25 protein-coding genes are annotated in these 23,212 nt (G+C 65.4%); 9 read left to right on the forward strand and 16 right to left on the reverse strand.

Annotation, left to right across the window (positions count from 1 at the left end):
- Positions 1-82: 82 nt before the first annotated feature.
- Genes PVW46_RS06630 through PVW46_RS06645 form a run of 4 tightly spaced genes read right to left on the reverse strand, consistent with a single transcriptional unit; the run spans position 83 to position 2,823 of the window.
- Positions 83-874: an SDR family oxidoreductase gene (locus PVW46_RS06630; protein ID WP_069209286.1), complete on the reverse strand. Its 792-nt coding sequence runs from the start codon at positions 872-874 to the stop codon at positions 83-85.
- Between the two features lie 11 nt (positions 875-885).
- On the reverse strand, positions 886-1,833 hold the full coding sequence (locus tag PVW46_RS06635) for a calcium/sodium antiporter (RefSeq protein ID WP_069209287.1): 948 nt from the start codon (positions 1,831-1,833) through the stop codon (positions 886-888).
- A 1-nt stretch (position 1,834) separates the two neighbouring features.
- Positions 1,835-2,029: a hypothetical protein gene (locus PVW46_RS06640; protein WP_043136021.1), complete on the reverse strand. Its 195-nt coding sequence runs from the start codon at positions 2,027-2,029 to the stop codon at positions 1,835-1,837.
- A complete protein-coding gene (locus PVW46_RS06645; RefSeq protein ID WP_069209288.1) occupies positions 2,026-2,823 on the reverse strand; it encodes a S49 family peptidase in 798 nt (265 codons plus the stop codon). The genes PVW46_RS06640 and PVW46_RS06645 overlap by 4 nt, the downstream gene beginning before the upstream one ends.
- A 167-nt stretch (positions 2,824-2,990) precedes the next feature.
- On the opposite strand from PVW46_RS06645, the gene PVW46_RS06650 reads away from it, so the two are divergent.
- On the forward strand, positions 2,991-4,490 hold the full coding sequence (locus tag PVW46_RS06650; protein WP_069209289.1) for a peptidoglycan-binding protein: 1,500 nt from the start codon (positions 2,991-2,993) through the stop codon (positions 4,488-4,490).
- A gap of 156 nt (positions 4,491-4,646) precedes the next feature.
- Here the strand turns inward: PVW46_RS06650 and PVW46_RS06655 are convergent, their stop codons facing one another.
- Together PVW46_RS06655 and PVW46_RS06660 are read right to left on the reverse strand one after the other, a co-directional pair.
- Positions 4,647-5,585, reverse strand: coding sequence for a carbon-nitrogen hydrolase family protein (locus PVW46_RS06655; RefSeq protein ID WP_274575288.1), 939 nt, complete (start codon positions 5,583-5,585; stop codon positions 4,647-4,649).
- Between the two features lie 132 nt (positions 5,586-5,717).
- The gene (locus PVW46_RS06660; protein WP_069209291.1) at positions 5,718-7,919 is read right to left on the reverse strand and encodes a primosomal protein N'; all 2,202 of its coding nucleotides are present in this window, start codon (positions 7,917-7,919) and stop codon (positions 5,718-5,720) included.
- Between the two features lie 55 nt (positions 7,920-7,974).
- On the opposite strand from PVW46_RS06660, the gene fsa reads away from it, so the two are divergent.
- Complete coding sequence (fsa, locus tag PVW46_RS06665; RefSeq protein WP_069209292.1) at positions 7,975-8,628, forward strand: fructose-6-phosphate aldolase; 654 nt, start codon at positions 7,975-7,977, stop codon at positions 8,626-8,628.
- A 200-nt stretch (positions 8,629-8,828) separates the two neighbouring features.
- On the opposite strand, the gene PVW46_RS06670 is transcribed toward fsa, so the two are convergent.
- A complete protein-coding gene (locus PVW46_RS06670) occupies positions 8,829-9,671 on the reverse strand; it encodes a DUF6206 family protein (protein WP_043136004.1) in 843 nt (280 codons plus the stop codon).
- A 25-nt stretch (positions 9,672-9,696) separates the two neighbouring features.
- Positions 9,697-10,338 carry a ParA family partition ATPase gene (gene parA, locus PVW46_RS06675; protein WP_069209293.1) on the reverse strand — a complete coding sequence of 214 codons (642 nt, stop codon included), beginning with the start codon at positions 10,336-10,338 and terminating at the stop codon, positions 9,697-9,699.
- A 151-nt stretch (positions 10,339-10,489) separates the two neighbouring features.
- On the opposite strand from parA, the gene PVW46_RS06680 reads away from it, so the two are divergent.
- Positions 10,490-11,164 (forward strand): hypothetical protein, encoded by a 675-nt coding sequence (locus PVW46_RS06680; protein WP_069209294.1) that lies wholly within the window; start codon positions 10,490-10,492, stop codon positions 11,162-11,164.
- A 12-nt stretch (positions 11,165-11,176) separates the two neighbouring features.
- Here PVW46_RS06680 and PVW46_RS06685 read toward each other — a convergent pair whose 3' ends face one another.
- The gene (locus PVW46_RS06685) at positions 11,177-11,593 is read right to left on the reverse strand and encodes a DUF4864 domain-containing protein (protein ID WP_069209295.1); all 417 of its coding nucleotides are present in this window, start codon (positions 11,591-11,593) and stop codon (positions 11,177-11,179) included.
- Positions 11,594-11,664: 71 nt separating this feature from the next.
- The gene (locus tag PVW46_RS06690; protein WP_069209296.1) at positions 11,665-13,242 is read right to left on the reverse strand and encodes a lysine--tRNA ligase; all 1,578 of its coding nucleotides are present in this window, start codon (positions 13,240-13,242) and stop codon (positions 11,665-11,667) included.
- Between the two features lie 102 nt (positions 13,243-13,344).
- Here PVW46_RS06690 and PVW46_RS06695 point away from each other — a divergent pair, with 102 nt between their 5' ends.
- Together PVW46_RS06695 and PVW46_RS06700 are read left to right on the forward strand one after the other, a co-directional pair.
- The gene (locus PVW46_RS06695) at positions 13,345-13,767 is read left to right on the forward strand and encodes a tellurite resistance TerB family protein (RefSeq protein ID WP_043135992.1); all 423 of its coding nucleotides are present in this window, start codon (positions 13,345-13,347) and stop codon (positions 13,765-13,767) included.
- Positions 13,768-13,949: 182 nt separating this feature from the next.
- Complete coding sequence (locus tag PVW46_RS06700) at positions 13,950-14,378, forward strand: L,D-transpeptidase (RefSeq protein ID WP_043135991.1); 429 nt, start codon at positions 13,950-13,952, stop codon at positions 14,376-14,378.
- Between the two features lie 113 nt (positions 14,379-14,491).
- Here PVW46_RS06700 and PVW46_RS06705 read toward each other — a convergent pair whose 3' ends face one another.
- From PVW46_RS06705 to PVW46_RS06720, 4 genes are all read right to left on the reverse strand, one after another.
- Positions 14,492-14,794 (reverse strand): DnaJ family domain-containing protein, encoded by a 303-nt coding sequence (locus PVW46_RS06705; protein WP_274575293.1) that lies wholly within the window; start codon positions 14,792-14,794, stop codon positions 14,492-14,494.
- 87 nt (positions 14,795-14,881) lie between these two features.
- Positions 14,882-16,396: a D-alanyl-D-alanine carboxypeptidase/D-alanyl-D-alanine endopeptidase gene (gene dacB, locus PVW46_RS06710; RefSeq protein WP_043135987.1), complete on the reverse strand. Its 1,515-nt coding sequence runs from the start codon at positions 16,394-16,396 to the stop codon at positions 14,882-14,884.
- Positions 16,397-16,454: 58 nt separating this feature from the next.
- The gene (locus PVW46_RS06715; RefSeq protein WP_083242270.1) at positions 16,455-17,048 is read right to left on the reverse strand and encodes a nicotinate-nucleotide adenylyltransferase; all 594 of its coding nucleotides are present in this window, start codon (positions 17,046-17,048) and stop codon (positions 16,455-16,457) included.
- A 163-nt stretch (positions 17,049-17,211) separates the two neighbouring features.
- Positions 17,212-18,447 carry a methyl-accepting chemotaxis protein gene (locus tag PVW46_RS06720; RefSeq protein WP_069209298.1) on the reverse strand — a complete coding sequence of 412 codons (1,236 nt, stop codon included), beginning with the start codon at positions 18,445-18,447 and terminating at the stop codon, positions 17,212-17,214.
- Positions 18,448-18,623: 176 nt separating this feature from the next.
- Between PVW46_RS06720 and ettA the strand changes: the two genes are divergently transcribed.
- Both ettA and PVW46_RS06730 read left to right on the forward strand, forming a co-directional pair.
- Positions 18,624-20,279 carry an energy-dependent translational throttle protein EttA gene (ettA, locus tag PVW46_RS06725; RefSeq protein WP_069209299.1) on the forward strand — a complete coding sequence of 552 codons (1,656 nt, stop codon included), beginning with the start codon at positions 18,624-18,626 and terminating at the stop codon, positions 20,277-20,279.
- A gap of 49 nt (positions 20,280-20,328) precedes the next feature.
- Positions 20,329-20,598, forward strand: coding sequence for a hypothetical protein (locus tag PVW46_RS06730; RefSeq protein ID WP_069209300.1), 270 nt, complete (start codon positions 20,329-20,331; stop codon positions 20,596-20,598).
- Between the two features lie 185 nt (positions 20,599-20,783).
- On the opposite strand, the gene PVW46_RS06735 is transcribed toward PVW46_RS06730, so the two are convergent.
- Together PVW46_RS06735 and PVW46_RS06740 are read right to left on the reverse strand one after the other, a co-directional pair.
- A complete protein-coding gene (locus PVW46_RS06735; RefSeq protein WP_043135979.1) occupies positions 20,784-21,206 on the reverse strand; it encodes a DUF4168 domain-containing protein in 423 nt (140 codons plus the stop codon).
- 138 nt (positions 21,207-21,344) lie between these two features.
- Positions 21,345-21,818: a DUF2938 family protein gene (locus PVW46_RS06740; protein ID WP_069209301.1), complete on the reverse strand. Its 474-nt coding sequence runs from the start codon at positions 21,816-21,818 to the stop codon at positions 21,345-21,347.
- Between the two features lie 154 nt (positions 21,819-21,972).
- Here PVW46_RS06740 and PVW46_RS06745 point away from each other — a divergent pair, with 154 nt between their 5' ends.
- Together PVW46_RS06745 and PVW46_RS06750 are read left to right on the forward strand one after the other, a co-directional pair.
- Positions 21,973-22,383 carry a DUF1036 domain-containing protein gene (locus tag PVW46_RS06745; RefSeq protein WP_083242259.1) on the forward strand — a complete coding sequence of 137 codons (411 nt, stop codon included), beginning with the start codon at positions 21,973-21,975 and terminating at the stop codon, positions 22,381-22,383.
- A 75-nt stretch (positions 22,384-22,458) separates the two neighbouring features.
- Positions 22,459-22,929 (forward strand): hypothetical protein, encoded by a 471-nt coding sequence (locus tag PVW46_RS06750; protein WP_069209303.1) that lies wholly within the window; start codon positions 22,459-22,461, stop codon positions 22,927-22,929.
- The last annotated feature ends 283 nt before the right edge of the window (positions 22,930-23,212 follow it).

Consider the following 23,212-nt stretch of genomic DNA (forward strand, 5'->3'; position numbering starts at 1 on the left):
GCAAGCCATTGAGACCATTTACCTTTTCGTAACGCTTTTGTTAAGACTTTGTGACCCGTGCACAACTCTGGGGCGCATCCCCCTATTCGACACCTACAACGTCGGGTGTCTGCCATCCCAGGTGCTGGCCGCCATCGATGCAAATCAGCTGGCCGGTGACGGTTTTCGCCCCCAGAAGGTAGGTCAGCGCGGCTGTGATGTCCTCGGGGTCGGCGCCCCGTTCCAGCACCGTCGACGCCCTCTGCCGGGCAAAGGCCCCGGCGTCCTGCCGTCCGCCTTGCAGGGTCGGCCCCGGGCCGATCCCGTTGACCCGCACTCGTGGCGCCAGCGCCTGTGCCGCGGTCTGCGTCAGGGTCCAGAGCGCGGATTTTGCCAGTGTGTAGCTCATGAACTCGGGCGTCAGCTTGCGCACCCGCTGGTCGATCATGTTGACCACCAGGCCCTGCGCCACCGGCTCGCCTCTCGCGTCCCGCGCGGGATCGGGCACCTGGGCGGCCAGGGCCTGGATCAGCACGAAGGGCGCGCGCAGGTTGCTTTCGAAATGCCGGTCCCAGCTATTCCGCGTGGCGCTGCCGATGTCGTCGTATTCAAAGACGGAGGCGTTGTTCACCAGAACCGTCACCGGACCGCCCAGCACCTCTGCCGCGCGCGGCAGCAAGGCCTGCGCCTGCGCCTCGTCCAGCAGGTCCGCCTGCAAGGCCACGGCCTGACCGCCACGCGCCTCGATCCCGGCTACGACCTCCTGCGCAGCGGCCTCGGACCCGGCATAATGCACCGCCACGGCATGCCCCTGCGCGGCCAGTGTCTCGGCCATTGCGCGGCCCAGCCTCCGGCCCGCGCCGGTTACCAGCGCGCGCCCTTTCACATCACCCATGAGGTTCTCCGTCACAGCAATACGACTGTGACATAGCCCAGATAAAGCGCCGACAAGACAAAGCCCCAGATCCGCCCGAGGTCACGCCCGAAATAGACGAAGGGCAGCAGCAGCAGCGAGGCCCCCAGCATCACCCAGAAGTCGAACTGCAGGAAGCCCGGCCCGACCTGGATCGGGGCGATCAGGGACGCGACACCGATGATGGCCAGCAGGTTGAACAGGTTCGACCCGATCACGTTGCCGATGGCCACGTCGGCCTGCCGGCGGATCGCGGCCATGACCGTCGTCGCCAGTTCCGGCAGGGAGGTGCCCAGCGCCACCAGCGTCAGCCCGATCACCGCGTCCGGCACGCCGAACATGCGGGCGATCTCCTCGGCGCTGTCGACCAGCAGGTCGGCCCCAAGGGGCAGGCCGATCAGGCCCAGCACCAGGTACAGGCCGATCCGCCACCACGGCATGTCAGGGTCCGCGCCCTCCGGTTCTTCCAGCTCTTCGTCGGCCTGCCCTTCGGCGCGGTGCCGCAGCGCGGTGCGCAGCTGGCTGCCCAGGATGACGAGCAGCAGCGCCAGAAGGATCAGGCCGGCGGTCATGTCGAAAACACCGCGAAAGCCCAGCGCGATGAAAACCAGGGTGCCGCCTATCATCTGCAGATAGCTGGTGCGCGTGTCGCACTGGCTGGTATGCATGACCGTGATCAGCCCCGGCACCCCCAGGACCAGCAACACGTTGGCGGTATTCGACCCCACCACGTTGCCCAGCGCGATGCCCGGCGCGTTTTCCAGCGCCGCCTTGATCGAAATGAGCAGCTCTGGCGCGGAGGTGCCGAAAGCGACGATGGTCAGGCTGACGACAAGGGCCGGGATACCGACCCGCAGGGAGAGATTCACCGCCCCCTTGACCAGCGCGTCCCCCGCCAGAAGCAGGATCAGCAGACCAAGAACCGCGTAGACGTAGACCATCTCAGTTGTCACCCTTTCGACAGTCGCATGGCCCCTTGCCGATGCGGTAGCGACCGCATTTCGGGCATTTCGTGGCGTTCAGGCGGGCCCGGTCACGCAGCTGGCCCAGCTGCTTGGCGCCGGGGATCCGGAGCTTTCCGAAAAATCCCAGCACGGCGATGAACACCAGGAAAAGGGCAACGATCTTGACGATCAAGACAGGCCAAACCGCGCGAAGTCCGCGCGTTCCTCGATTTCGCCCAGCGCGCCCTGAACCGCCTGCGCGCCAAGGCGCGGCAGCAGGGGCTTGCGCGCCTCGTAACGCTTGAACCGGGTCTTGTCGCCAAAACGGTCCTTCATCAGCGGCACAAGGTGACCGATGCCATCGGCCAGCCCCTCGTCCACAGCCGCCTGGCCGATCCAGACCTCGCCGGTATAGAGGTCGGGGTTCTCGGTCAGCTTGTCGCCCCGCCGGGACTTCACATGGCCGATAAAGGTCCCGTGCAGCTGCTCCAGCAGGCGGTTCAAACGGGCCACGTCCTCTTCCTTTTCAGGCTGGAACGGGTCCATCATGCTCTTGGACTTGCCCGCCGTGTGAACCCGCCGTTCGATCCCCTGCCGTTGCAGGAAGACCGGCAGGCCGAAACCGGCAGAGATCACCCCGATCGACCCCAGGATCGAGCTGGGGTCGGACCAGATCTCGTCCGCCGCACTGGCGATCCAGTAGCCGCCAGAGGCCGCGACATCCTCGACAAAGGCCAGCACGGGCACCTCGTGTTCCTCGGCCAGCCTGCGGATGCGGGACCCGATCAGCGAGCTTTGCACCGGCGACCCGCCGGGCGAGTTGATTTCCAGCGCGACCGCGTCGGGTTTCGACCGAAAGGCCTTTTCCAGCAACGGCGCAACCGAGCGGTCAGAGATACTCGACCGTCCGGGGACGCCGATGGCGCCCTGCAGGCGCACGACGGACACCCGCGGAACGGATTTCATGAAGGGAACCCAACGTCTCATGGCGTGGCATGTAGAGAGCGTGCAGGGGACAAACAAGGCAGGGGCCGAAAAGACGCCGCGTTGTGGTGCATTTACCTCTGACGCCGCGCGATGTTGCCAACCTGCTGGACAACCACACCCGAGGTTTTTCTTGCCAAGCCGCCCGACGGTCCCAAGACTGCTTCACGATGCTTGATGAACCGCGACACCCCTGCCGAGCAGGCCTTGCCCTGTACCTGGCCCAGTTTCTGGTCCTGACGGCACTGTTCCTGCCGGCCACGGCCTTGGCTGCCACAATTACCCCGGGCGGCGATGCCATCATGCAATGCGATGCCACGCTGACCGGAGAGATCCGGGACGGCGATGCGGACAAGCTGCGCAGCTTTGCCAAGCAAAACGGATGGGAACCCGCCTTTGCAGGCAGTGGCAGCACCGATGGTATCCGGACACTCTGTCTCGACAGCAACGGCGGCAGCTACCTTGAGGGCATCGAACTGGGCAATGTGATCGGCAGTATCGGCATTCGAACCGCCGTTGGGCCGGACCGGACCTGCGAAAGCGCCTGTGCCCTCACCTTCATGTACGGCACGTTTCGCACCTTCGAGGACATCATCTTGCCCGAACGCCGCCTGCACCCGCGCGGCACATTGGGATTTCACGCCCCCGGTCTTGTCGTGCCACGGGGGGACTATACCGAAGACGCGGTGAACGACGCATACCGCGTTGCAATTCAGAGCGTCGAACGCCTGGCCAGCATGAGGGGCATGGGCCAGTCCATCTTTCCCCAGGCGCTGTTCCTGACCATTCTCGGCACCCCGCCCGAAGAGATGCGCTATGTCCGGACGGTGCAGGAGGCCGCAACCTGGAACATCGAGGTGTTCCCCGTCGGCTTCCCGACAACAGACCGGCACCGCGCCGTCCTGAATGCCTGTACCAACGGCGCCCCGAATGCCGGCGTTCTGGCCATGTTCAACCGCACGACGGGGCCGAACCTCGACTTGATCGAAAGCGCGAAATGGGATGCCGGAGAACTCAGGGTCACGACGCGGCACTTCTTTCACGTCGAGGCAATGAGCAAGTGCCGCCTGGTTCAGCAAAACAACGCCGCGCAACGCAGCCATTTGGGCAAGGTGGAATTCCTTGACGTCGGCGTGCTGTCGAACTCGCCCCTCTACCGTTTCTTCTTCTTTCCCCCCGACATGCCGATCAGGGACATTCCCGAACGCCCCGGCATGAGCGATGGCCAGTTCTTCGAGGCCCTCGCAGGTGCCCGCCCCATGCCGGCGCCGGACACACCCCGCGCCGAGGCTCCGCCCCCGACCGCCACGCCCGCCGCATTGATCGCCCCTCTTGCGACAGAGGCGGACGAGGCCCGCCTGAACCTGGATCGCGCCGCCCGGCAAGAGATCCAGCGCCGCCTGACGCTGGCCGGCTTCGATCCCGGAGGTGTCGATGGCGATCTGGGGCCGAACTCGCGCAGGGCCATCCGGGACTGGCAACAGGCGCGGGGCTTTCCCGCCTCCGGCCACCTGAACGCAAGCCAGCGCGCAAGACTGATCGAGGACAGCCGCGCACTTTATAACGCCTGGCTGGCCGAGGAACAGGCCAAGCCCAGGAAACGGCGGGTCAAGGTCTGCCAGCGCGGCGCCCTTGGGCTGCTGGTGAACTGCCGCATGGAATGGCGATAGGACCGCTGCGCGGGCTTCTTTCATCACATATCCAATGACCAGGATCCCCCTGGGTCGCCAAAGTCAGCGCTGGGCCGGAAACGCAATAGGCCTGCGTCCACACCTTGACCCGTCCCGCCTCACTTCCCCCTATGGCACGGCCAGCCGCCGGCGACCTCACTCGCCCGACGTGAACCGCACCGGCGTCCGCGCCGAGGTGTCCACGGTCAGCGTAAACACGTCAGGCCGGGCATAATGACCCGCCACATCGAAGGCGCGGCGCGCGGAGCGCAGGGCAGACCTGTCGATCTCGGCCCCCAACGACCCGATGGTCTCGCGCATCGGGCCGGCGAGGATCTGCCCGCCGGGGGCCACCACGACGGCACCGCCGGGCTGGTTCCATTCGCTGCCCTCGTCAAACCTGTCTCGTTCAGGGAAATCCTTCGGGATCGCTGAGACGCGCTGGATCGCCCCGCACCCCACCACGAAACACCCTCCTTCGCGACCGATATGCTGCATGGTCGCGTTCCATTCCGGCATCGGGTCGGCTGTGGGGGCGCAAAGGATCTCGAGGTTCTGCGCATAGAGCGCCATGCGCGCCAGCGGCATGAAATTTTCCCAGCACTGCAGCACGCCAACCCGACCGACAGCGGTTTCGACCACCTTCAGCGTGCTGCCGTCACCAAATCCCCAGACCGTGCGCTCTGCCCCGGTCGGCATCAGTTTGCGGTGGGCGTTCAGGATCGTCCCGTCCGCGTCGATGATGACCCCGGTGTTGTAGAGCGTACCGGCGCTCATCTCTGGCGCACGCTCGTTGATGCCCATGACGACGACCACACCATGATCCCGTGCCGCCGCGCGGATCGGCGCCAATCCGTCGCGCGACAAATCCAAAGCGTTGCGCCACAGGATACCATCGGCCTCGCCGACAGGGCTGGGCCAATTGTCCGGCTGGATCGCCCAGACATGGCAAGGGTAATTCGGCAACCAGCCCTCGGGAAAGACGATCAAGTTGGCCCCTTCGCGGGCGACCCGCGCGATGATCGCGACGCCTTTTTCAAGACTGGCTTCAAGGTCGTAAAAGACGGGCGTTTCCTGAACGGCTGCAAGTTTCACAACAAAATCCCCCCCGGCGACCTCCGGACAACCATGCCTCATTTCCCGTAGCGGATCAAAATTCAATGGCCTGCTGCGCCATTGGACGCCGTTCGAAAGGACGCTGCACGGGCCAAGCGTCGCCCCGTTCCGTCAGAAGAAGCTCTGCGGGTCGATGTCGATGGCCATCCGCATATCGCCCGTCAGGCGGACCTGCGCGACCCAATCCGCCAAGGCCCCCTGCAGGGCCACCCCCTTGGACGCCTTGACCAGCAACCGCACCCGGTGCCGCCCCTTGACCCGGGCGATTGGCGCGGGTGCCGGCCCCCAGACCTCGGCCCCGACCTGCCGCAGGGCCCTGTCGTTGCGGGCCAGGAAATTGCCAAGGTCGAACACCTTGGCCATGTCCCCGCCCGACAGGATGATCCCGGCCAGCCGACCAAAGGGCGGCATCCCCGCCAGCCGACGCTCATCCGCCTCTGCCGACCAGAAGGCCTCTTCGTCCCCCGCCAGGATCGCCCGGATCACCGGGTGTTCGGGCTGGTAGGTCTGCAACAATGCCACGCCCGGCTTTTCCGCCCGGCCTGCGCGCCCCGCAACCTGCCGCATCAGCTGAAAGGTCCGCTCGGCCGCGCGCAGGTCCGATCCCTGCAGGCCCAGATCCGCGTCGATCACCCCCACCAGCGTCAGCAGCGGAAAATTGTGCCCCTTGGCCACCAGCTGCGTGCCGATGATGATATCGGCGCCGCCTTGGGCAATCGCCGCCACCTGGTCCTTCAACTCGCGCGCGGTTCCGAAGAGGTCCGAGGACAGCACCGCGATCCGCGCCTCGGGGAAGAGCGCCGCCGCCTCCTCGGCCAGCCGTTCCACCCCCGGCCCAACGGCGGCCAGCTTGCCCTCGACCTCGCAGGAGGGGCAGACCTCGGGGATCGGCATGCTCTCGCCACATTGGTGGCAGACCAGCCGTTTCAGGAACCGATGCTCGACCATGCGCGCATCGCAATGCGGACAGCCGATCTGTTCGCCACAGGCCCGGCACAAGGTCACCGGCGCATAGCCGCGCCGGTTGATGAACAAGAGCGCCTGCTCCCCTTTCTCCAGCCGCATGTTGACCGACCGTTGCAACGTGCCGGAAATCCATCGCCCTGCGGGCAGTTTCTCTGCCCGCATGTCCAGCGCCCGCATCTCGGGCAGGACGGCGGGGCCAAAGCGCGATGTCAGCACCAGCCGCTTGTACTTGCCCGCATCCGCGTTGGCCCAGCTTTCCAGCGAAGGCGTGGCCGAGGCGAGCACCACCTGGCACCCCAGGATCGAGGCACGCAGCACCGCCATGTCGCGCGCATTGTAGAGAACCCCGTCTTCCTGTTTGTAGGATGTGTCGTGTTCCTCGTCGACGACGATCAGGCCAAGGTTCTGGAACGGCAGGAAGAGGGCCGACCGCGCCCCCACGACGACCTGGCAACCGCCCTCGCCGACCATGCGCCAAACCCGCCGGCGCTCTGTCATCGTGACGCCGGAATGCCACTCGGCCGGGCGCGCGCCGAACCGTGCCTCGACCCGGGTCAGGAACTCCGCCGACAGCGCGATCTCGGGCAAGAGCACCAGCGCCTGCCGCCCGGCGTGCAGGGCCTCTGCCACCGCCTCGAGGTAGACCTCGGTCTTGCCAGACCCGGTCACCCCCTTCAGCAGGACGGTCTCGTATCCACCGACCCGCTGCCCCTCGCGCAGCATCTCTGCCGCCGCGGCCTGGTCTTCGGTCAGATCCTTGCCGCCATACCCGGGGTCGAGCCGAGGAAATGCGGTGTCGCGCGGCGTATCTTCCTCCCGGATTGCACCGCTCTTGACCAACCCCTTGACCACCGAAGAGGTCACGCCGGCCGTTTCGGACAGCTCCTTGAGCGTCAGGGACAGCCCGCCCATCTCGCGCGCGGCGCCGATCACCCGGGTCCGCGCCTCCGTCATGCGCGGCGGCTCTCCCTCACCCAGACGATAGACCTTGCGCATCGACGGCGGATCGCCCAGCCCGGGCGCCCGCGTCGCCAGCCGCAACATGGCCGGCAGCGGTGTCAGCGTGTAGCCGGCGGCCTTCTCGATAAAGGCACGCAACTCGTCACGCATCGGCGCCACGTCCAGAACACGGTTCACGGCACGGATCTTCGACGCGTCGAAATCCCCCCGCCCCGGTCCCCAGACAACGCCCAGCACCTTGCGCGGACCCAGCGGCACCTCGACAAAGGCACCGCGCCAGCACCCGCCCTCCGGCGCGCGGTAATCCAGCACCCGATCCAGCGGTTGCGTGGTCAGCACACCCACAAGCGTGCCGGCGTCAAAGAATTCCGGGGTAGTGATCGGCATGCAAAAGGGGTAAATCGCGGGACAGGAAAGGCCAAGCCATCAAGGAGCGCGCGCCATGAAATTCTTTGTCGACACCGCCGAGATCGACGCCATCGCCGAACTGAACGACCTCGGCATGGTGGACGGGGTCACCACCAACCCCTCGCTGATCATGAAATCCGGCCGTGACATCCTCGAGGTCACCAAGGAAATCTGCGACATGGTCTCGGGACCCGTCTCGGCCGAGGTGGTCGCCACCGAGGCCGACGCGATGATCGCCGAAGGCCGCAAGCTGGCGGAAATCTCCGAGAACATCGCGGTCAAGGTGCCGCTGACTTGGGACGGCCTCAAAGCCTGCAAGGTGCTGAGCGACGAGGGCCGCATGGTCAACGTGACGCTCTGTTTCTCGGCCAACCAGGCCCTTCTGGCAGCCAAGGCCGGCGCCACCTTCATCTCGCCCTTCATCGGGCGGCTGGACGACCTGAACCTCGACGGCATGGACCTGATTGCCGACATCCGCGAGATCTACGACAACTACGGGTTCGACACCCAGATCCTCGCCGCGTCGATCCGCTCGGCCAACCACATGTCCGAAGCCGCCAAGATCGGCGCCGACGTGGCCACCGCGCCTCCGGGCGTGATCAAGAAGATGGCCGAGCATGTGCTGACCGACAAGGGACTGGCACAGTTCCTGAAGGACGCGGAAAGCGCGGGCATCAAAATCGTCTGATCGCCCTGCGGAACGGACAGGAGTGGGGGCGCCGCCCCCACACCCCCGGAGGTATTTTGACCAAGAAGAAACATGGAAGGGCGCTGTTTCGGCTTCTTCTTGGCTAAAATACCCAAACTCAGCCCACAAAGCGGCGCAACGCCGGTCAGGCAGACCTGCCGCCGGAACCTGCGTAGGGCGGGGTTGACCCCGCCGTCCCGTCAGACGTTGGGCTCTCCCTGCAGGCCCAGAAGCTTGCGGAACCCGGTCCAGTATCCCGGCAACTTGGGCGGTGCCTGCAGCCCGGCCAGCGCCTCGTCCGACCAATGCGCCATCTCGCGCGTGACGAAGTCGCGCCCCCAAGCGAGGTAGGCCTCTGCATCGTCGGGGCGCAACCGGCAGGCTGACCCGACCAGCCCGACCAGTGTCTCCGGCGGCGAATACCATTCGTCCTGGATACCCGTAACGCGCTTTTGCATCAGCGGGCCAATGATCCGCATCAGCCGCTTGTCCGAGAAGGTCAGCAGCATCTTCCCCATCTCGCCCCGCGAATAGTGGATCAGTGGCGGGAAGGTGTCGAAGAACACGGCCTGTCCCTCGATGACCGCGAAATTCCGGATCGAAGGGTGAAAGCCGATCCGCCCCTCCTGGTCCCGCGCCCAGAGCCAGAAGCGCGCGATGACCTGACCCGCCGCTTCCATCATCTCCAGCGTCGAGGCCAGCGGTTCCTTCTGCATCCGCGGCCGCATCAAGCTGTCGACCGGCAGGGCCTCTTGCACGACCACCGGCACGCGCGCACCGCCCAAGTCGACGAAGTGGAACTCAGTCGCTGGCATCGGCACGCCGCCCGCCAACAGGGCCTCGACGTAGTCGTCGTGGCAGCGTTTCAACCGGTCCAGCGCCGCCGCGTCCCCCATGCCCCGGTAGACCTTGATCACCCGGTCGGACAGCGGCCCGCTGTCCGGCCGGAATGGCGCGCAGAAATAGCCCAACCGGGAAATCGTCTGGCCCCGGGACTGGGCATCGGCCCGGATCAGGCGGGAGAGTTCATCGAGATCGGTCATCAAGGGGCCTCCTGTGCGCGCCCCCTTACCCCGTCCCGAGCCGCTCCGCCACCTCTTGCGCAAGCGCCTCGATCTCGGCCCGGGCCGGGGTCCTGGCCCCTTCATGCGCCCCGCGCCCCTGGCCCAGCGCCTCGGCATAGCCCACGCGGTTGCCCAGGCTGGCCTGCGCCACGGCCGCGCCCAGCCGGGTTGCCGCCTCGGCCACCTCGGCATTCAGCCGCGTGCCCACCCGCGTGCGATTCATGACCAGCAGCGTCGCGCAATTTTCCCGCGCGGCCAGGTCCAGTACGCCTTCGGTGGCCCAGAGATCGACATGGCTGACCGCCACCGGCACCACCACAAGGTCCGCCACCCGCAGCGCCGGGCGCAGGTCGCTGTCCGCCTTGGGGGGCGTGTCGATGATGACGATGTCATTGATCGCCGAAAGCTTGCGCACCTCGTAGGAGATCCCCCAGGCCGAGGAGGTCGCGAAATCCAGCCCCTCGCAGGTTTCGGGCTGGCGTTCGACCCGGGTCATGAACCAGCGCCCCAGGCTGCCCTGCGGGTCCAGGTCCACCACGGCCACCCGCTTGCCCTGACCGTGAAAGGCCAGCGCCAGGTGAGCCGCCAAAGTGGTCTTGCCGCTGCCGCCCTTCTGCTGCGCCACGGTGATCACATGTCCAGCCATTCCATCCCCCGAAAAACCTGTCAGCGACTGTGCACCTGCGGCATCGGGGAATCCAGCCCCCTGCGTCAATTGCTTCACCTTCCGTTAACCATTGCATCCTTACGGTTTGGAAGGGTTGGTTAACGGCCCGACGCTGCCAAGAGACCCAGCCATGCGTCCTCTAGCCCTCTTCCTGGCCGCCATCCTGGCCGCCTGTCTTGCCGCCCCACCCGCCGGGGCGGGCGCCTGGCCGCGCAAGCAGGGCAGCGGCTTTGGCAGCATCGCCGTTCGCCTGGGCTGGCCCCAGGACATGAGCACCTGGACCTCGATGGACCCGACACAGGACTATTCGACGCTGTTCTTCGAATATGGCCTGACCGATCGCCTGACGCTGGGATTCGACATCGGCCATTCGGTCGGCGGCAGCGGGAAATCGGTGCTGTTCCTGCAATGGCCGCTCCGGCAGGCCGAAACGGGAGCCCAGATGACCGCCCAGTTCGGGCTGGGCACGATCGCGGGCGAACAGGTCCTGCGGCCCGGGCTTTCTGTCGGCTGGGGGCTGCAAAACGGCTGGCTGTCCATCGACAGCGTGGCCGAGGCCTATGTCGACAGCGGCCGGACCGACCTCAAGATGGATGTTACGTGGGGCCGCAACCTGCCCAGGGACCGCAAGCTCATCCTGCAGCTGCAAACCGGCCAGCCGGATGGCTACGCCCCCTTCGTACGGGTCGCGCCCTCGCTGGTCGTGCCACTGAGGGGGCCTCTCAAGCTAGAGACGGGCGTCACCTGGGGGCTGACCGGGGACACCTCGATGGGCCTGAAGATGGGACTCTGGACGGAATTCTGAACGGCTCCAAGGTCAGGCGGACACGCCCGGCGCCGGAATGACGCGCACGCCCGAAATGCGCCAGTCGCCATCGACATTCTGCATCCTGTACTCGACGATATAGCTCTTGCCGGCCTCGTCCCGGATCAGGACCTGCTGCCAAATGGCCCCGTCCCGCTCGCGCAGTGGGCCGAACTCCACGTCGCTGGGCCGCCAGACCATCGGATAGCCCTTTTGCACCATCGCGCCGAAATTCTGAGGTGTGCGAAAGGTGTTACGGATGCCCGGGCTGGCAAATTCGAAGGCGGCGCCGAAATCGTCCTGCAAGAAGGCGTCGATCTGGCCCTGGATCGTTCCCTGGATTGCCGGGTTTGGCGCCAGGGCATCCTGTGCCGGAGCCGCCCCTGCCAGGCTGACCGCCACGGCCAACCCCATCAAAAATGTGCGCATGTGATCTCTCCTCGTGGCTTTCCCATAGGTAAGACACGAGGAGAGTCCGTCAAAGTTTCAGGCGCGTGGGGTCAGCCCAGATCGCCCGCCAGGCCCTTTTCGATCAGTGCCACGGTCTCGTCGACGCCATAGAGCGCGATGAACCCGCCGAACCGCGGACCCTGGCTTTGGCCCAGCAGCACCTCGTAAAGGGCCTTGAACCAGTCGCGGAGGTTCTCGAACTCATGCGCCTTGCCGACGGCAAAGACGAGGCTTTGCAGCGTCTCGTCGTCGGTCGCACCTTCATGCGCCCCAAGCTGCGCGGCCAGGTCCTCCATCGCCGCGCGTTCCTTGGCGTCCGGGGCGCGGAAAACCTTGGTCGGCTTGACGAAATCCTCGTAGTACTTGACCGCGAAACCGGCAGCGGCATCCAGATCGGGATGCGTTTCCGGCGAGGCATCCGGCGCGTAACGGCGGATGAAGCCCCACATCGCGGCCTTGTCCTCGGCCCCGGCAGCACTGGCAAGGTTCAGCAGCATCGAGAAGGGCACCACCATCTTCGATTCCGGCACGTCGCCGTTGTGGATGTGGTAGACCGGGTTGTTGACCTGCGCCTTGAGATCCTGCCCCGGGTAGGCGCGCAGCTGCTGGTGATATTCGTCCACCGCCTTGGGGATCACGTCAAAGAACAGCCGCTTGGCGGTCTTGGGCTTCTGGAACATGAAATAGGAAAGGGACTCGGTCGAGGCATAGGTCAGCCACTCGTCGATCGAGATACCGTTGCCCGAAGATTTCGAGATCTTCTGCCCCTTGTCGTCCAGGAACAGTTCATAGGTGAAATGCTCCGGCGCCCGCACGCCCAGCGTCCGGCAGATGCCATCATAGATCGGCGTGTTGGTGCTGTGGTCCTTGCCGTACATCTCGAAATCGACGCCCAGCGCGGCCCAGCGGGCGCCGAAGTCCGGCTTCCACTGCAGTTTGACGTTGCCGCCGGTCACGGGCAAAGTCCATTCCTTGCCGTCCTCGTCGTCGAAGGTGATCTCGCCCTTGGCGGCATCGACGTTCTTCATCGGCACGTACAGCACGCGGCCCGTTTCCGGGTGGATCGGCAGGAAGATCGAATAGGTCTCGCGCCGCTCGTCGCGCAGCGATTTCAGCATGATCGCCATGAGGTCATCATAGCGTTCTGCGCAGCGCAACAGGATCTCGTCGAACTGGCCGGACTTGTAGAACTCGGTCGCGCTGATGAACTCGTATTCGAACCCGAAGGTGTCGAGGAACCGCCGCAGCATGGCGTTGTTGTGGTGGCCAAAGCTCTCGTGCGTCTCGAAAGGGTCATAGACGCTGGTCAGCGGGCGCTGCAGGTCCTCGCGCAGGCGCTCCTGGTTGGGCACGTTGCCCGGCACCTTGCGCATCCCGTCCATGTCGTCCGAGAAACAGATCAGCCGCGTCGGAATGTCCGAGATCACCTCGAAGGCGCGGCGGATCATTGTGGTCCGCGCGACCTCGCCAAAGGTGCCGATATGCGGCAGGCCCGAGGGGCCATAGCCCGTCTCGAAAAGGACGTAACCCTTTTCAGGTGGCGCCTTTTCATAGCGTTTGAGGATCCGGCGCGCCTCTTCGAAGGGCCAGGCCTTGGCGCTCATCGCCGCGTCGCGCAGATCGGACATTTCTCGGTCTCCTTGGGGGGTGTTGCGGGCGCTTCTCTATTGCCCCCCCGCCTCCGCGTCAATAAATTGCGCGGCGACGCCATTGCAGACCGAGGCCCCCGCATGTCCGACGCCACCCAGCCGCTCAGCCCGCAGGACTGCCTCGTGGCCCTGATGATCGCCGTTTCCGTCTCGGACGAGAGGGTGCGGACCGTCGAACTGGTCAAGATCGACGCCTCGGTCAAGATGCTGCCGGTCTTCTCGGGCTATGACAGCGACCGGGTGCGCGCGATGTCGACCCTGGTCTTCGAGCTTTTCGAACAGGAAGACGGGCTGGACGCGCTGTTCGGCCTGATCCGGGACAACCTGCCGGAACGGCTGTTCGAAACCGCCTACGCGCTGGCCTGCGATGTCGCTGCTGCCGATGGCACGCTGCAGGAAACGGAACTGCGCCTGCTCGAAGAGATTCGCTACGAGCTCAACCTCGACCGCCTGCACGCCGCCGCGATCGAGCGTGGCGCCCGGGCGCGGCACCTGACCCTGTGAATTTGACTTGAAACGGCCCGAATCCCGGGCTGGCCTGTTGCAAAAATCCCATAGGTTTTGCCGCTCTACCCCCTGTACCGGGCCGGGTCGGGTATACCTGACTGACCGGCGGGTAACCGCGTAGTAACGTCCCTCTAGGCATTTTTTCGCCGAAGCTGCCAAGCTTGTACCTGGAGGGACGAATGAAACGATTTTTTGCCGCCGCGCTGGCCGCGGCACTTCTGTGTTTTTCACCGCTCATGGCCGCCGCCGCCCCGCTGGTGGCCAAGGTCGACGTGTCGACCCAGACCATGACGGTGATCTACAACGGCAAGGTTGAGTATCGCTGGCCGGTCTCGACCGCCCGCGCGGGCAAGCACACGCCGCGTGGCCAATGGAATGCCTACTGGCTGTCCAAGTATCACCGGTCGAGCATCTACAACAACGCGCCGATGCCCTTTGCGATCTTCTTCAACGGAGACTACGCGATCCACGGCACCGACCAGATCAGCCGCCTCGGCCGTCCCGCTTCGGCCGGCTGCGTGCGCCTGCACCCCGAACATGCCGCCGTGTTGTTCGAACTAACCCAGCAGGTCGGCAAGAAGAACATGAAGGTCGTGATCGACAACTGAGCCGCCAGGCCGGCTGCCACCGGCCATGAAGATGCCCAGACATGAAAAGGACCCTGCATCGCGGGGCCCTTTTTTCGTTGGTCGCAGGGGACGTCACGGCCCGATACAGAGGGTCAGCTATACCTCTTCCAGGCCTCCATCTCGATCGCCTTGCGGGTTTCAAGGGCAGAAATCTCGGACTGGATAGCGCGCCGCTGTTCCGAATCACTCGCCTCGGCCAGCCGTTTGCGGGCCTCGTCGATACGGACCTGCAACATGCCGAAGGGCGTCATCGCGCCACTTTCGGCAAAGGTATGCGCGAAAGGATCGGCGGTCAGGCTGCTCGGCTCGATGGGTTTTCCCGTGCCCGGCAGGTCGTCGAGATCGCCGTTTTCCTGTGCACGCCTGAAAGCCTGGTCGATGAACGACTCGAACATGTCCATCACGGCCCCTTCCACTCTTCTGCCACGCGTCCTTGCGCTTTGGCACTTATGCAGCCGACAGCTCCGCCGCAAGGCGCGCTGTCAGACAGGGTCGCTTTCGTACAGCACACCCCAGCGCCCGATCAGCCCTTGTTGCAGGATCTTGGCCCGGCTGTTCCAGCTGCGTCCGCCTTCGGGGCGTTCTCGCTGTGCCTTGGTCAGTGCGTCCCGCCGCGGCATGTCGGCGGCAAAAATCGCAAAAACCAGTTCGGTGCCGTCGGGCAGATCGACGAAACCGGCCAGCCCGCTGACGAAGTTCAGGGTGCCGGTCTTGGCCCGCACCTTCAACGGCGCATTCTCGATCACCTGGTAACGGGAATCGCGGAGCGGCATGTCCTTGAGCAGCGGCTTGATACCCATCTTCATGCGCAATCCGCGCAGGCATCCCATCATCTGCATCGCGCTGACCCGGCTCTGGTCGCCAAGGCCGGAGTGATCGACCAGCGCCAGGCCGCCGACCCCCAGTTTTTCCTGCGCCCAGGCATTCATTTCCGCCGCCGATGCCTGAAGCGAGGCTGGAACGGCCCCGCTGCGCGCCACGCTGGCCGCAAGGCCGACGACCTCGGCGGTCAGGTTGGTCGACCATTTCAGCATGTCGCGCAGGATCACCCGCAAGGGTGGGCTTTCGTGGCGGGCCAGTTCATCGCCCCCGGGCAGGCCGGCGGCGATCTCGGGCTTGCCGGTCTTGATGCCCTGCGCCGCCAGCAGCGTCTGGAACACCTCGCCCGCGTAGGCCTCGGGCTTTTTGATGGGCAGCCAGCGCGCGCCGCCGTCGCCCAGCGCGCCACGCGCCACCGTCCAGTTGTCGCGCCCCAACTTGTCTTCGTAGGTATAGACCGGCAGGCTGCGGTCGATCAGGTCCATCCGGGCCACGCGCACGTCCGGCCGGTGCGCGGCAGAACGTGCCTGCATCGTCACGGTGTAGTCGCTGCCCGCCTTGCGCCATTCGAAATGCACGCGGTTGTAGTTCAGGTTCAGCCCCGAAACCGACGGATTATAGCCGACATGATCCGGCTGGCTGGCGTCGATGCCGATCAGCGAAGGCAGCGCCCCGCCCCAGACCTTCAACCCGCCGGTCAGCCCGGTGACACCGGCGGCGCTGACCGCTGCGGCCAGCCCGGCAAGGGCGTCGGTGTCCAGCGTCGGATCCCCCCCGCCCGCCAGCACCAGGTCGCCCTGCACCACCCCGTCCTTGACCGGGCCGGTGGCGATCACGCGGGTGACGAAATGATGCGCCGGGCCCAGCACGTCCAGCGCGTAGCCAGCGGTCAGGGCCTTGGCCACGCTGGCCGGGGGCAGGCTCACGTCGGGGGAATGAGTCTCCAGCACCTCGCCGCTGTGCAGGCGCGCGACGGCAAAGCCCACCTCGCCGTCAAGCGCCGCGCGTTCGATCAGCGCCTCTGCGGGCGGCTGGATGCGTTTTCGGAAATCATCGGACCGTGCGACCGGGCGCAACGAGGTTTCGGGCGCTCGCGCCCAGCCGGGCGATGCCGCCCCGCCTAGCGCCGCACCCGCCACTCCCCCCAGGAAGGCACGTCTGGAAATGCCATGCGTCATGCGCCCGATCTAAGCGAATCCCGGACCTTCGGGCAACCGGCAACTGGGGGCACGCCCTTCACGTTTTCGGGCCTGTTGCCCAGTGGCCCGCCGCGCGGATCGCGGTCGAGCTGAGGTCGGTCATCGGCATGTTCACGAAACACCAGGCCGGGGGGCACATGCTGGGCAACCGGTGCGAGGCCTGTGCCGGTATCCGCGCCGCGCGATAGATCCGCGCCGCCGGAGAGCTGCGCGCCGCCGTGCGCAGCCCGGGACGCGCCAGAATCCCCAGCGGCACGGCCTGCAGGATGCCCTGCCAGTTGTCCCAGCGATGGAATTGCGCCAGGTTATCGGCCCCCATCAGCCAGGTGAACTGCACCCTCGGAAACAGGTGCCGCAGTCGCGCCAGGGTTTCTGCGGTATAGCGCGTGCCTGCGCGCGCCTCGAATTCGCTGACGGTGATGCGCGGGTGGTCGATCATCGCCCGGGCCACAGCCATCCGGTCTGCCAGCGGCGCCGGGGGATTGGGTTTCAGCGGGTTCCCCGGGCTGACCAGCCAGACGACTCGGTCCAGCCCGAACCGTTTGAGCGCCTCGCGCGACAGGTGCAGATGCCCCGCGTGCGGAGGATCGAAAGAACCACCCAATAGGCCGATCCGGGAGCCGCGCGGCAGTGCACGCCCATCCAGCGCACCCGCCCCGGCCGGGAATAGGTCCTGCCCCTGTCTGCCTGACTGCGGCACGCCGCATCCTCCCGCCAAGTTGCGCCCGCGCGCACCGGGCAACCGGATACGCGCTCAGACCGGCTTGTGCAAGAAACCCTTGCGCGCGGGGGCCTTACCCGACCCGCCGGACCGCGCCGCCCAACTGCGCAGGACCATGCTCCGGCCCTTCGCCGGGCACCTCCGCAAAGCATTTGCGCATCTCCCGCCCAAGCTGTTCCAGATCCGCCCCGAGGCCGATCAGACGACCAACCTGCGCCTCCATATCCGGCATCGCCTGCCCCGCCCGGACGGCGCCGCGGATCTCCCTCTGCGCACCGTCGACCTGCTTGCCCAAGGCGCTTACCAGCCGCACCCCGTCCAGGACCCGTTCTTGCGAGGAAGTAATCAGCGCTCTCACCCGCTCCGCGCTTTCAGCCGATTGGACAGCCAGACCGTGCATCTCTTCGGCGACGACGGCAAAGCCACGCCCCGCCGTCCCGGCCCGCGCCGCCACGATCCCCGCGTTCAACGCCAGCAGGTTGGTCTGAAAGGCGACGTCCTCCATCACCTCGACCACCTGCCCGATCTCGTCGGTCGAACTCGCGATCCGCGCCATCTGCTCCACCGCCCTGCCGGGCAATCCGGCATCCCGATCCAGCACCGCCCGCGCCGCCTGCACCGATCCCCTCACGTCCCGAGCCGCCCCCAGGACATCCTGGATGCCCCGACCCAGGTCATCTGCCCCGGTCCGCAGTTGGTCAATGGCCTCGACGCCCGCACGGCCGCCTGTCTGCGCCTGCCTCAACTGCAGGGTCAGCCGACGCAACTGCCGCTCTGCATGCTGCCGGGTCCGCACATGTTCACCCAACTCCGACGCGACCCTTGCCTCTACGGCCCCAATCGCCCGCAGGATGCCCGGCGGGCATCCCTCCGGCAGCGTGGGCTCACCCCGTGCCACCCGGTCGAGGGCGCCCTGGATGGCGCAAAGGTCGAGCGCCGGTTGCGCCGCTGCCTCCTGTCGTGCCTCTACAAGCGCTGCCTGAAGTTCCCCCACGGCCCGCGCCAACCCGCCGATCTCATCACCCGAAGCGCGATCCGGCAACACGGTCAAGGCGCCATCCGCCGATGCGACAACCGCCGTCTCCAATGCACGCAGGCGCCGGGCAAGCCGTGCCGCGGCGACCCAGGCCAGACCGAAGGCAGCCAGCGCCTGCAGACCAGCCCCGGCCACCAGCATCCGACCCGCTGCACCGTCGCCAAGAACGCCCACGGCCAGCGCCACCAAAGACGACGCCACGGCCACCAAGCCCGGCAGCCACCACCGCAGGCCCAGCCGTGCCTGTCCCTGCTCCGGCGCGTTCCGCATCATCCTTGCCTTTCCCGGTCCCCGGCCCCTTGGGCACGACCACCTAGATGACGGGGAAATCTTTAGATCGGTTTAAGGCAAATTTGCCCGGAATTTTCCGGGTCTCGCGCCGCAGATTGCACCGCCGACGCCAACGCGCTACTCCGTCACGAACAACGCGCAAGCTGCAGGAGCGGATCATGGCCTCGTATCAGTATGTCTACCACATGGATGGCGTCTCCAAGACCTATCCGGGCGGCAAGAAATGCTTTGAAAACATCCGCCTGAGCTTTCTGCCCGGGGTCAAGATCGGTGTCGTCGGCGTCAACGGCGCCGGTAAGTCGACCCTCATGCGGATCATGGCCGGAATCGACAAGGACTTCACCGGCGAGGCCTGGGCCGCAGAAGGCGCCAAGGTCGGCTACCTCCCGCAGGAGCCGAAGCTGGAAGAAGAGATGAGCGTGCGCGACAACGTCATGCTGGGCGTGGCCGAGAAGAAGGCCAAGCTGGACCGGTTCAACGAACTGGCCATGAACTATTCCGACGAGACCGCCGACGAGATGGCGCAGCTGCAAGACGAGATCGACAGCCAGAATCTCTGGGATCTGGACAGCCAGGTCGACGTCGCGATGGAGGCGCTGCGCTGCCCCCCCGATGACGCCATGCCGGCCAACCTTTCGGGCGGGGAACGCCGCCGGGTCGCGCTGTGCAAGCTCTTGCTCGAAGCACCCGACATGCTGCTGCTCGACGAACCGACCAACCACCTGGACGCCGAGACCATCGCCTGGCTGCAGCAGCACCTGATCGACTACAAGGGCACCATCCTCTGCGTCACGCACGACCGCTATTTCCTGGACGACATCACCGGCTGGATCCTCGAGCTCGACCGCGGTCGGGGCATCCCCTACGAGGGCAACTACTCCAGCTGGCTGGAACAGAAGGCCAAGCGGTTGGAACAGGAAGCGCGCGAGGACAAGGCCAAACAGAAGACGCTGGAACGCGAACTGGAATGGATGCGCCAGGGCGCCAAGGCCCGGCAAGCGAAATCCAAGGCCCGGATCAGCGCCTACAACGAGATGGCCAACCAGTCCGAGCGCGAGAAACTCAGCCGCGCCCAGATCATCATCCCCAATGGCCAGCGCCTGGGCCAGAAGGTGATCGAGGTCGAGCACCTGAACAAGCACATGGGCGACAAGCAGTTGATCGAGGACCTGTCCTTCTCGCTGCCGCCGGGTGGCATCGTCGGCGTGATCGGCCCGAACGGCGCCGGTAAATCGACGCTGTTCAAGATGATCACCGGGCAGGAAACGCCCGACAGCGGCAGCATCGAATTCGGCGACACGGTGCAATTGGCCTATGTCGACCAGTCGCGCGACGACCTCGCCGCGGATGCAACCGTCTGGGAGGCGATTTCCGGCGGGGCGGAACAGATCAAGCTGGGCGACGCCGAGATGAACAGCCGCGCCTATTGCTCGGCCTTCAACTTCAAGGGCGGCGACCAGCAGAAGAAGGTCGGCCTGCTTTCGGGTGGTGAGCGCAACCGGGTGCACATGGCACGCCTGCTCAAGGAAGGCGGCAACGTCATCCTGCTTGACGAACCGACCAACGACCTCGACGTGGAAACCCTGCGGGCGCTCGAAGACGCGCTGGTCGATTTCGCCGGCTGCGCCGTCGTGATCTCGCACGACCGTTTCTTCCTCGACCGGATCTGCACACATATCCTGGCCTTCGAAGGCGAGGCGCATGTGGAATGGTTCGAGGGCAACTTCGAGGACTACGAAGAGGACAAGAAGCGGCGGTTGGGCGCGGATGCGCTGGAGCCGAAGCGGCTGAAGCACAAGAAGTTCACGAGGTAGAATGTTATATTTGTATAAGCGCGATAGCTAATTCTAGCGGAAGACTGCGATGAACCCACGCGATGCATACGATGCCTTGATCTATCTGGAAGCTTGCAGCATGCCGCAAGAGTGGCTTGGGGAACTCCACCAAAAGGGCTATGAAAGCTACGCGGCCGGTAAGAACTATTGGTTCAAGCAGGCGGAAAAGGGCAGCAGCATGTGGGTTAAGAGCGAACGCTACGGTCATCGACTGTGTTTCGTCGCTGAGGGCTTGAAGAAAGGCCGGCGAGACTTCGAAAGTCTAGTCAAAGAAGCCAACCTGCATTGGCCGAAATAGTGAAACGCAAGTAGGAGAACCCATCCCAACACACTGGGGCAACACCTAGGCAATGTCCTTGTGGGGCCGGGTTTACCTACCGAAATCCCCCGGCGCGCATTCCTACAACAAAAACCCGCGCGGCAGCCCATTGACCACCGCGCGGGTTCACATCTCTCACACGGCCCGAACGACGGGCCGGACCATCACCCGTCGTCCGACGGCTGCGCGCCGTCGCCCGGCATCCGCTCCTGGAACATCGCGGTGATCCGCTGGCTCAATGCGTCGTCGGCCTGGGCGGCCTCGCCGATGGCGGTATAGGTCGGCACGTCGATGCCATCGGTCTGCACGATGGCCGCTTTCATCTCTTCCTGCGCCTGGCGGACCAGTGCCTGCTGCTGCTTTTCGTTGACAGCCCCCTGCAGCCGCGCCTGGTAGGTCTGGCGCAGGGCCATGACCTTCATCGCCGCATCGACAAAGCTTTCGAGATCGCTGTCGCTGTATTGCGCCTCGGCCTGTACCGGGACCAAGTCGGCCTGCGGTCCGGATTGCGCCAGGGCCGGCGTCAACGGTGCCGCGGCCAGTGCCACGAGGGTTGCAGTTCCAAGAATTTTCGTTCTTACGCTCATGATCGGTCTCCCGTCAGAGGTGGATTTCGCGGCTCTCACCGCACTCTCCCCCCGACCAAATCCCTCGGGGCCGATGTTTCAACCGTCGGCGCGAAATTCCTGTCATGACGGCGGCGGTCCGCCGCCGGGGCCACCGCGCTACAGCGCCAGCGCCGTCGCCCACAGACCCAGTGCAAACACCGAATGCGCCAGCAGCCCCATGACGCGCACCTTCCAGGGCCGCTCCGTCCGCGACAGGGCCCAGCCCAGCCCCATGCCGGGATGCAGCAGGAACCATCCGCCCGCGATCGTCACGATCCCCCAGATCCAGGCCATCCAGAACACCGGCGCGTCGAACCACGCGCCCCCGACGATCAGGGCAAAGACCACGCCGTAGACAACCCCGACAAGATAGTGAAACGCCCAGCCCAGCGCGCGCTCTCCCGCCACTGGCGCCGCTGCGCCGATGTCGTCGTGAAAGACCCGCCCCCGGAACAGCCAGCCGACCCAGCGGCCCACGTTGCCCCAGTTCGGCCGCCCCTGCCCCGCCAGCCGGTCCAACAACAGCGCCCAGAGGTCCATCGCCACCGTGCCGCCGATGCCGATCGCCGCGCCTGCCCAGATCACGCCCATTGCTCCCCTCCCTGTTTGCGCCACCATGACCCCGGCACGCCAAAGTGGCAATCATCCCGGCCCGCACCGCCCCACGCCCAACAATCTTGACCACTGCGCCGGACCCGGCCTAACCTTGCGCCGGACTTAGATTAATTGCTCAAGGAATTGATACATGCACCGTCTATTGATGCTGGCGCTCTGCTTGATGACCGCCGTCAGCGCCGGGGAAACCCGCGCACAGACCCAATACGCCCAGAATAACAACCAATTCACCGTTGTCTTTCTGAATGCCTGCAACCGTCAGATTCAGACGGCAATCAACTACCGTGACCTCTCGGGCAACTGGATCACCAACGGCTGGTACCTGTTGGACCCCGGTCAGTCCGTGGACATCGCTTTTACCACCAACCGTATCTACTACATGTACGCCGAAAGCATCGCCCCGGTGAGCAGCCGCATCTATTGGCGCGGCGCCGTGCGCCACTTCCGTATTCACGGCTCGTCGCACACCTATGGCTTTCGCCAGCGCACGATGGACATGAACAACTGGGGCCGCTGGACGGAACGCTTTACCTGCAACTAGGCCGGCCCACTTCAAAGCGTGGTATCCTCGGAACAGGTCCCGGACCAACCGGGACCGATTCTGGAGGAGAAACTCATGTCTTTCATCCGTTTGCCCGCCCTCGCGGCGGCCTTTTTCATTTTTGCCACCCCGACCCTTTCCGAAACCGTGAATGCCGCCGGCGTGGGCCACGGCACATCTACCGCCACACCGATGCCGGTGACCGATGGTCTGGTCATCGTGCACGCGACCTCGATGTACGAGCGTTTCGAGACCGAGGACCCGATGAACCCCTTTGCCAGCGCAAAGGGCCCCTGTTTCGGCGCGATCCTCATCGACAAGGGCAAGGTGTCGGGCGACGGTCTTTGCCACTACACCGACGGCGACGGCGACGTGGCCGTGGTCAAATGGGTTGCCAATGGCATCGATGCCGAAGGCCGCACGCAGGGCGAGTGGATGGTCCTGGGCGGCACCGGCGAGTGGGCCACGATGACGGGCGGCGGGACATTCGACGCAGGCGGCGATCCCTATACCAACCGGGTCGCCGGCGAAATGACCCGGAACTGACCGTGCAGACCGGGGCCGACAGGCCCCGGAAAGCGCTCCTTTGCAGGGCGCAGAAGACCTGGCAATTGCATCTGCGACAATCCGATCCTTCTTGCTCCGACTCAGCAAACCTGCGATATCCAATACCGCTACGTTACCACTATCGCCTACCTGTCTCCGTCATACGGCGTCAGCGCAACCGATACTGCTCTGACATTGCCGGGCCGCAGCACTTCCGCGTGCGGCAAATCTACAGGAGACCACGGAATGGCCACTGGCACCGTGAAATGGTTCAACACCACCA

Source organism: Mameliella sp. AT18, from assembly GCF_028807275.1.
Lineage (GTDB): Bacteria > Pseudomonadota > Alphaproteobacteria > Rhodobacterales > Rhodobacteraceae > Antarctobacter > Antarctobacter albus.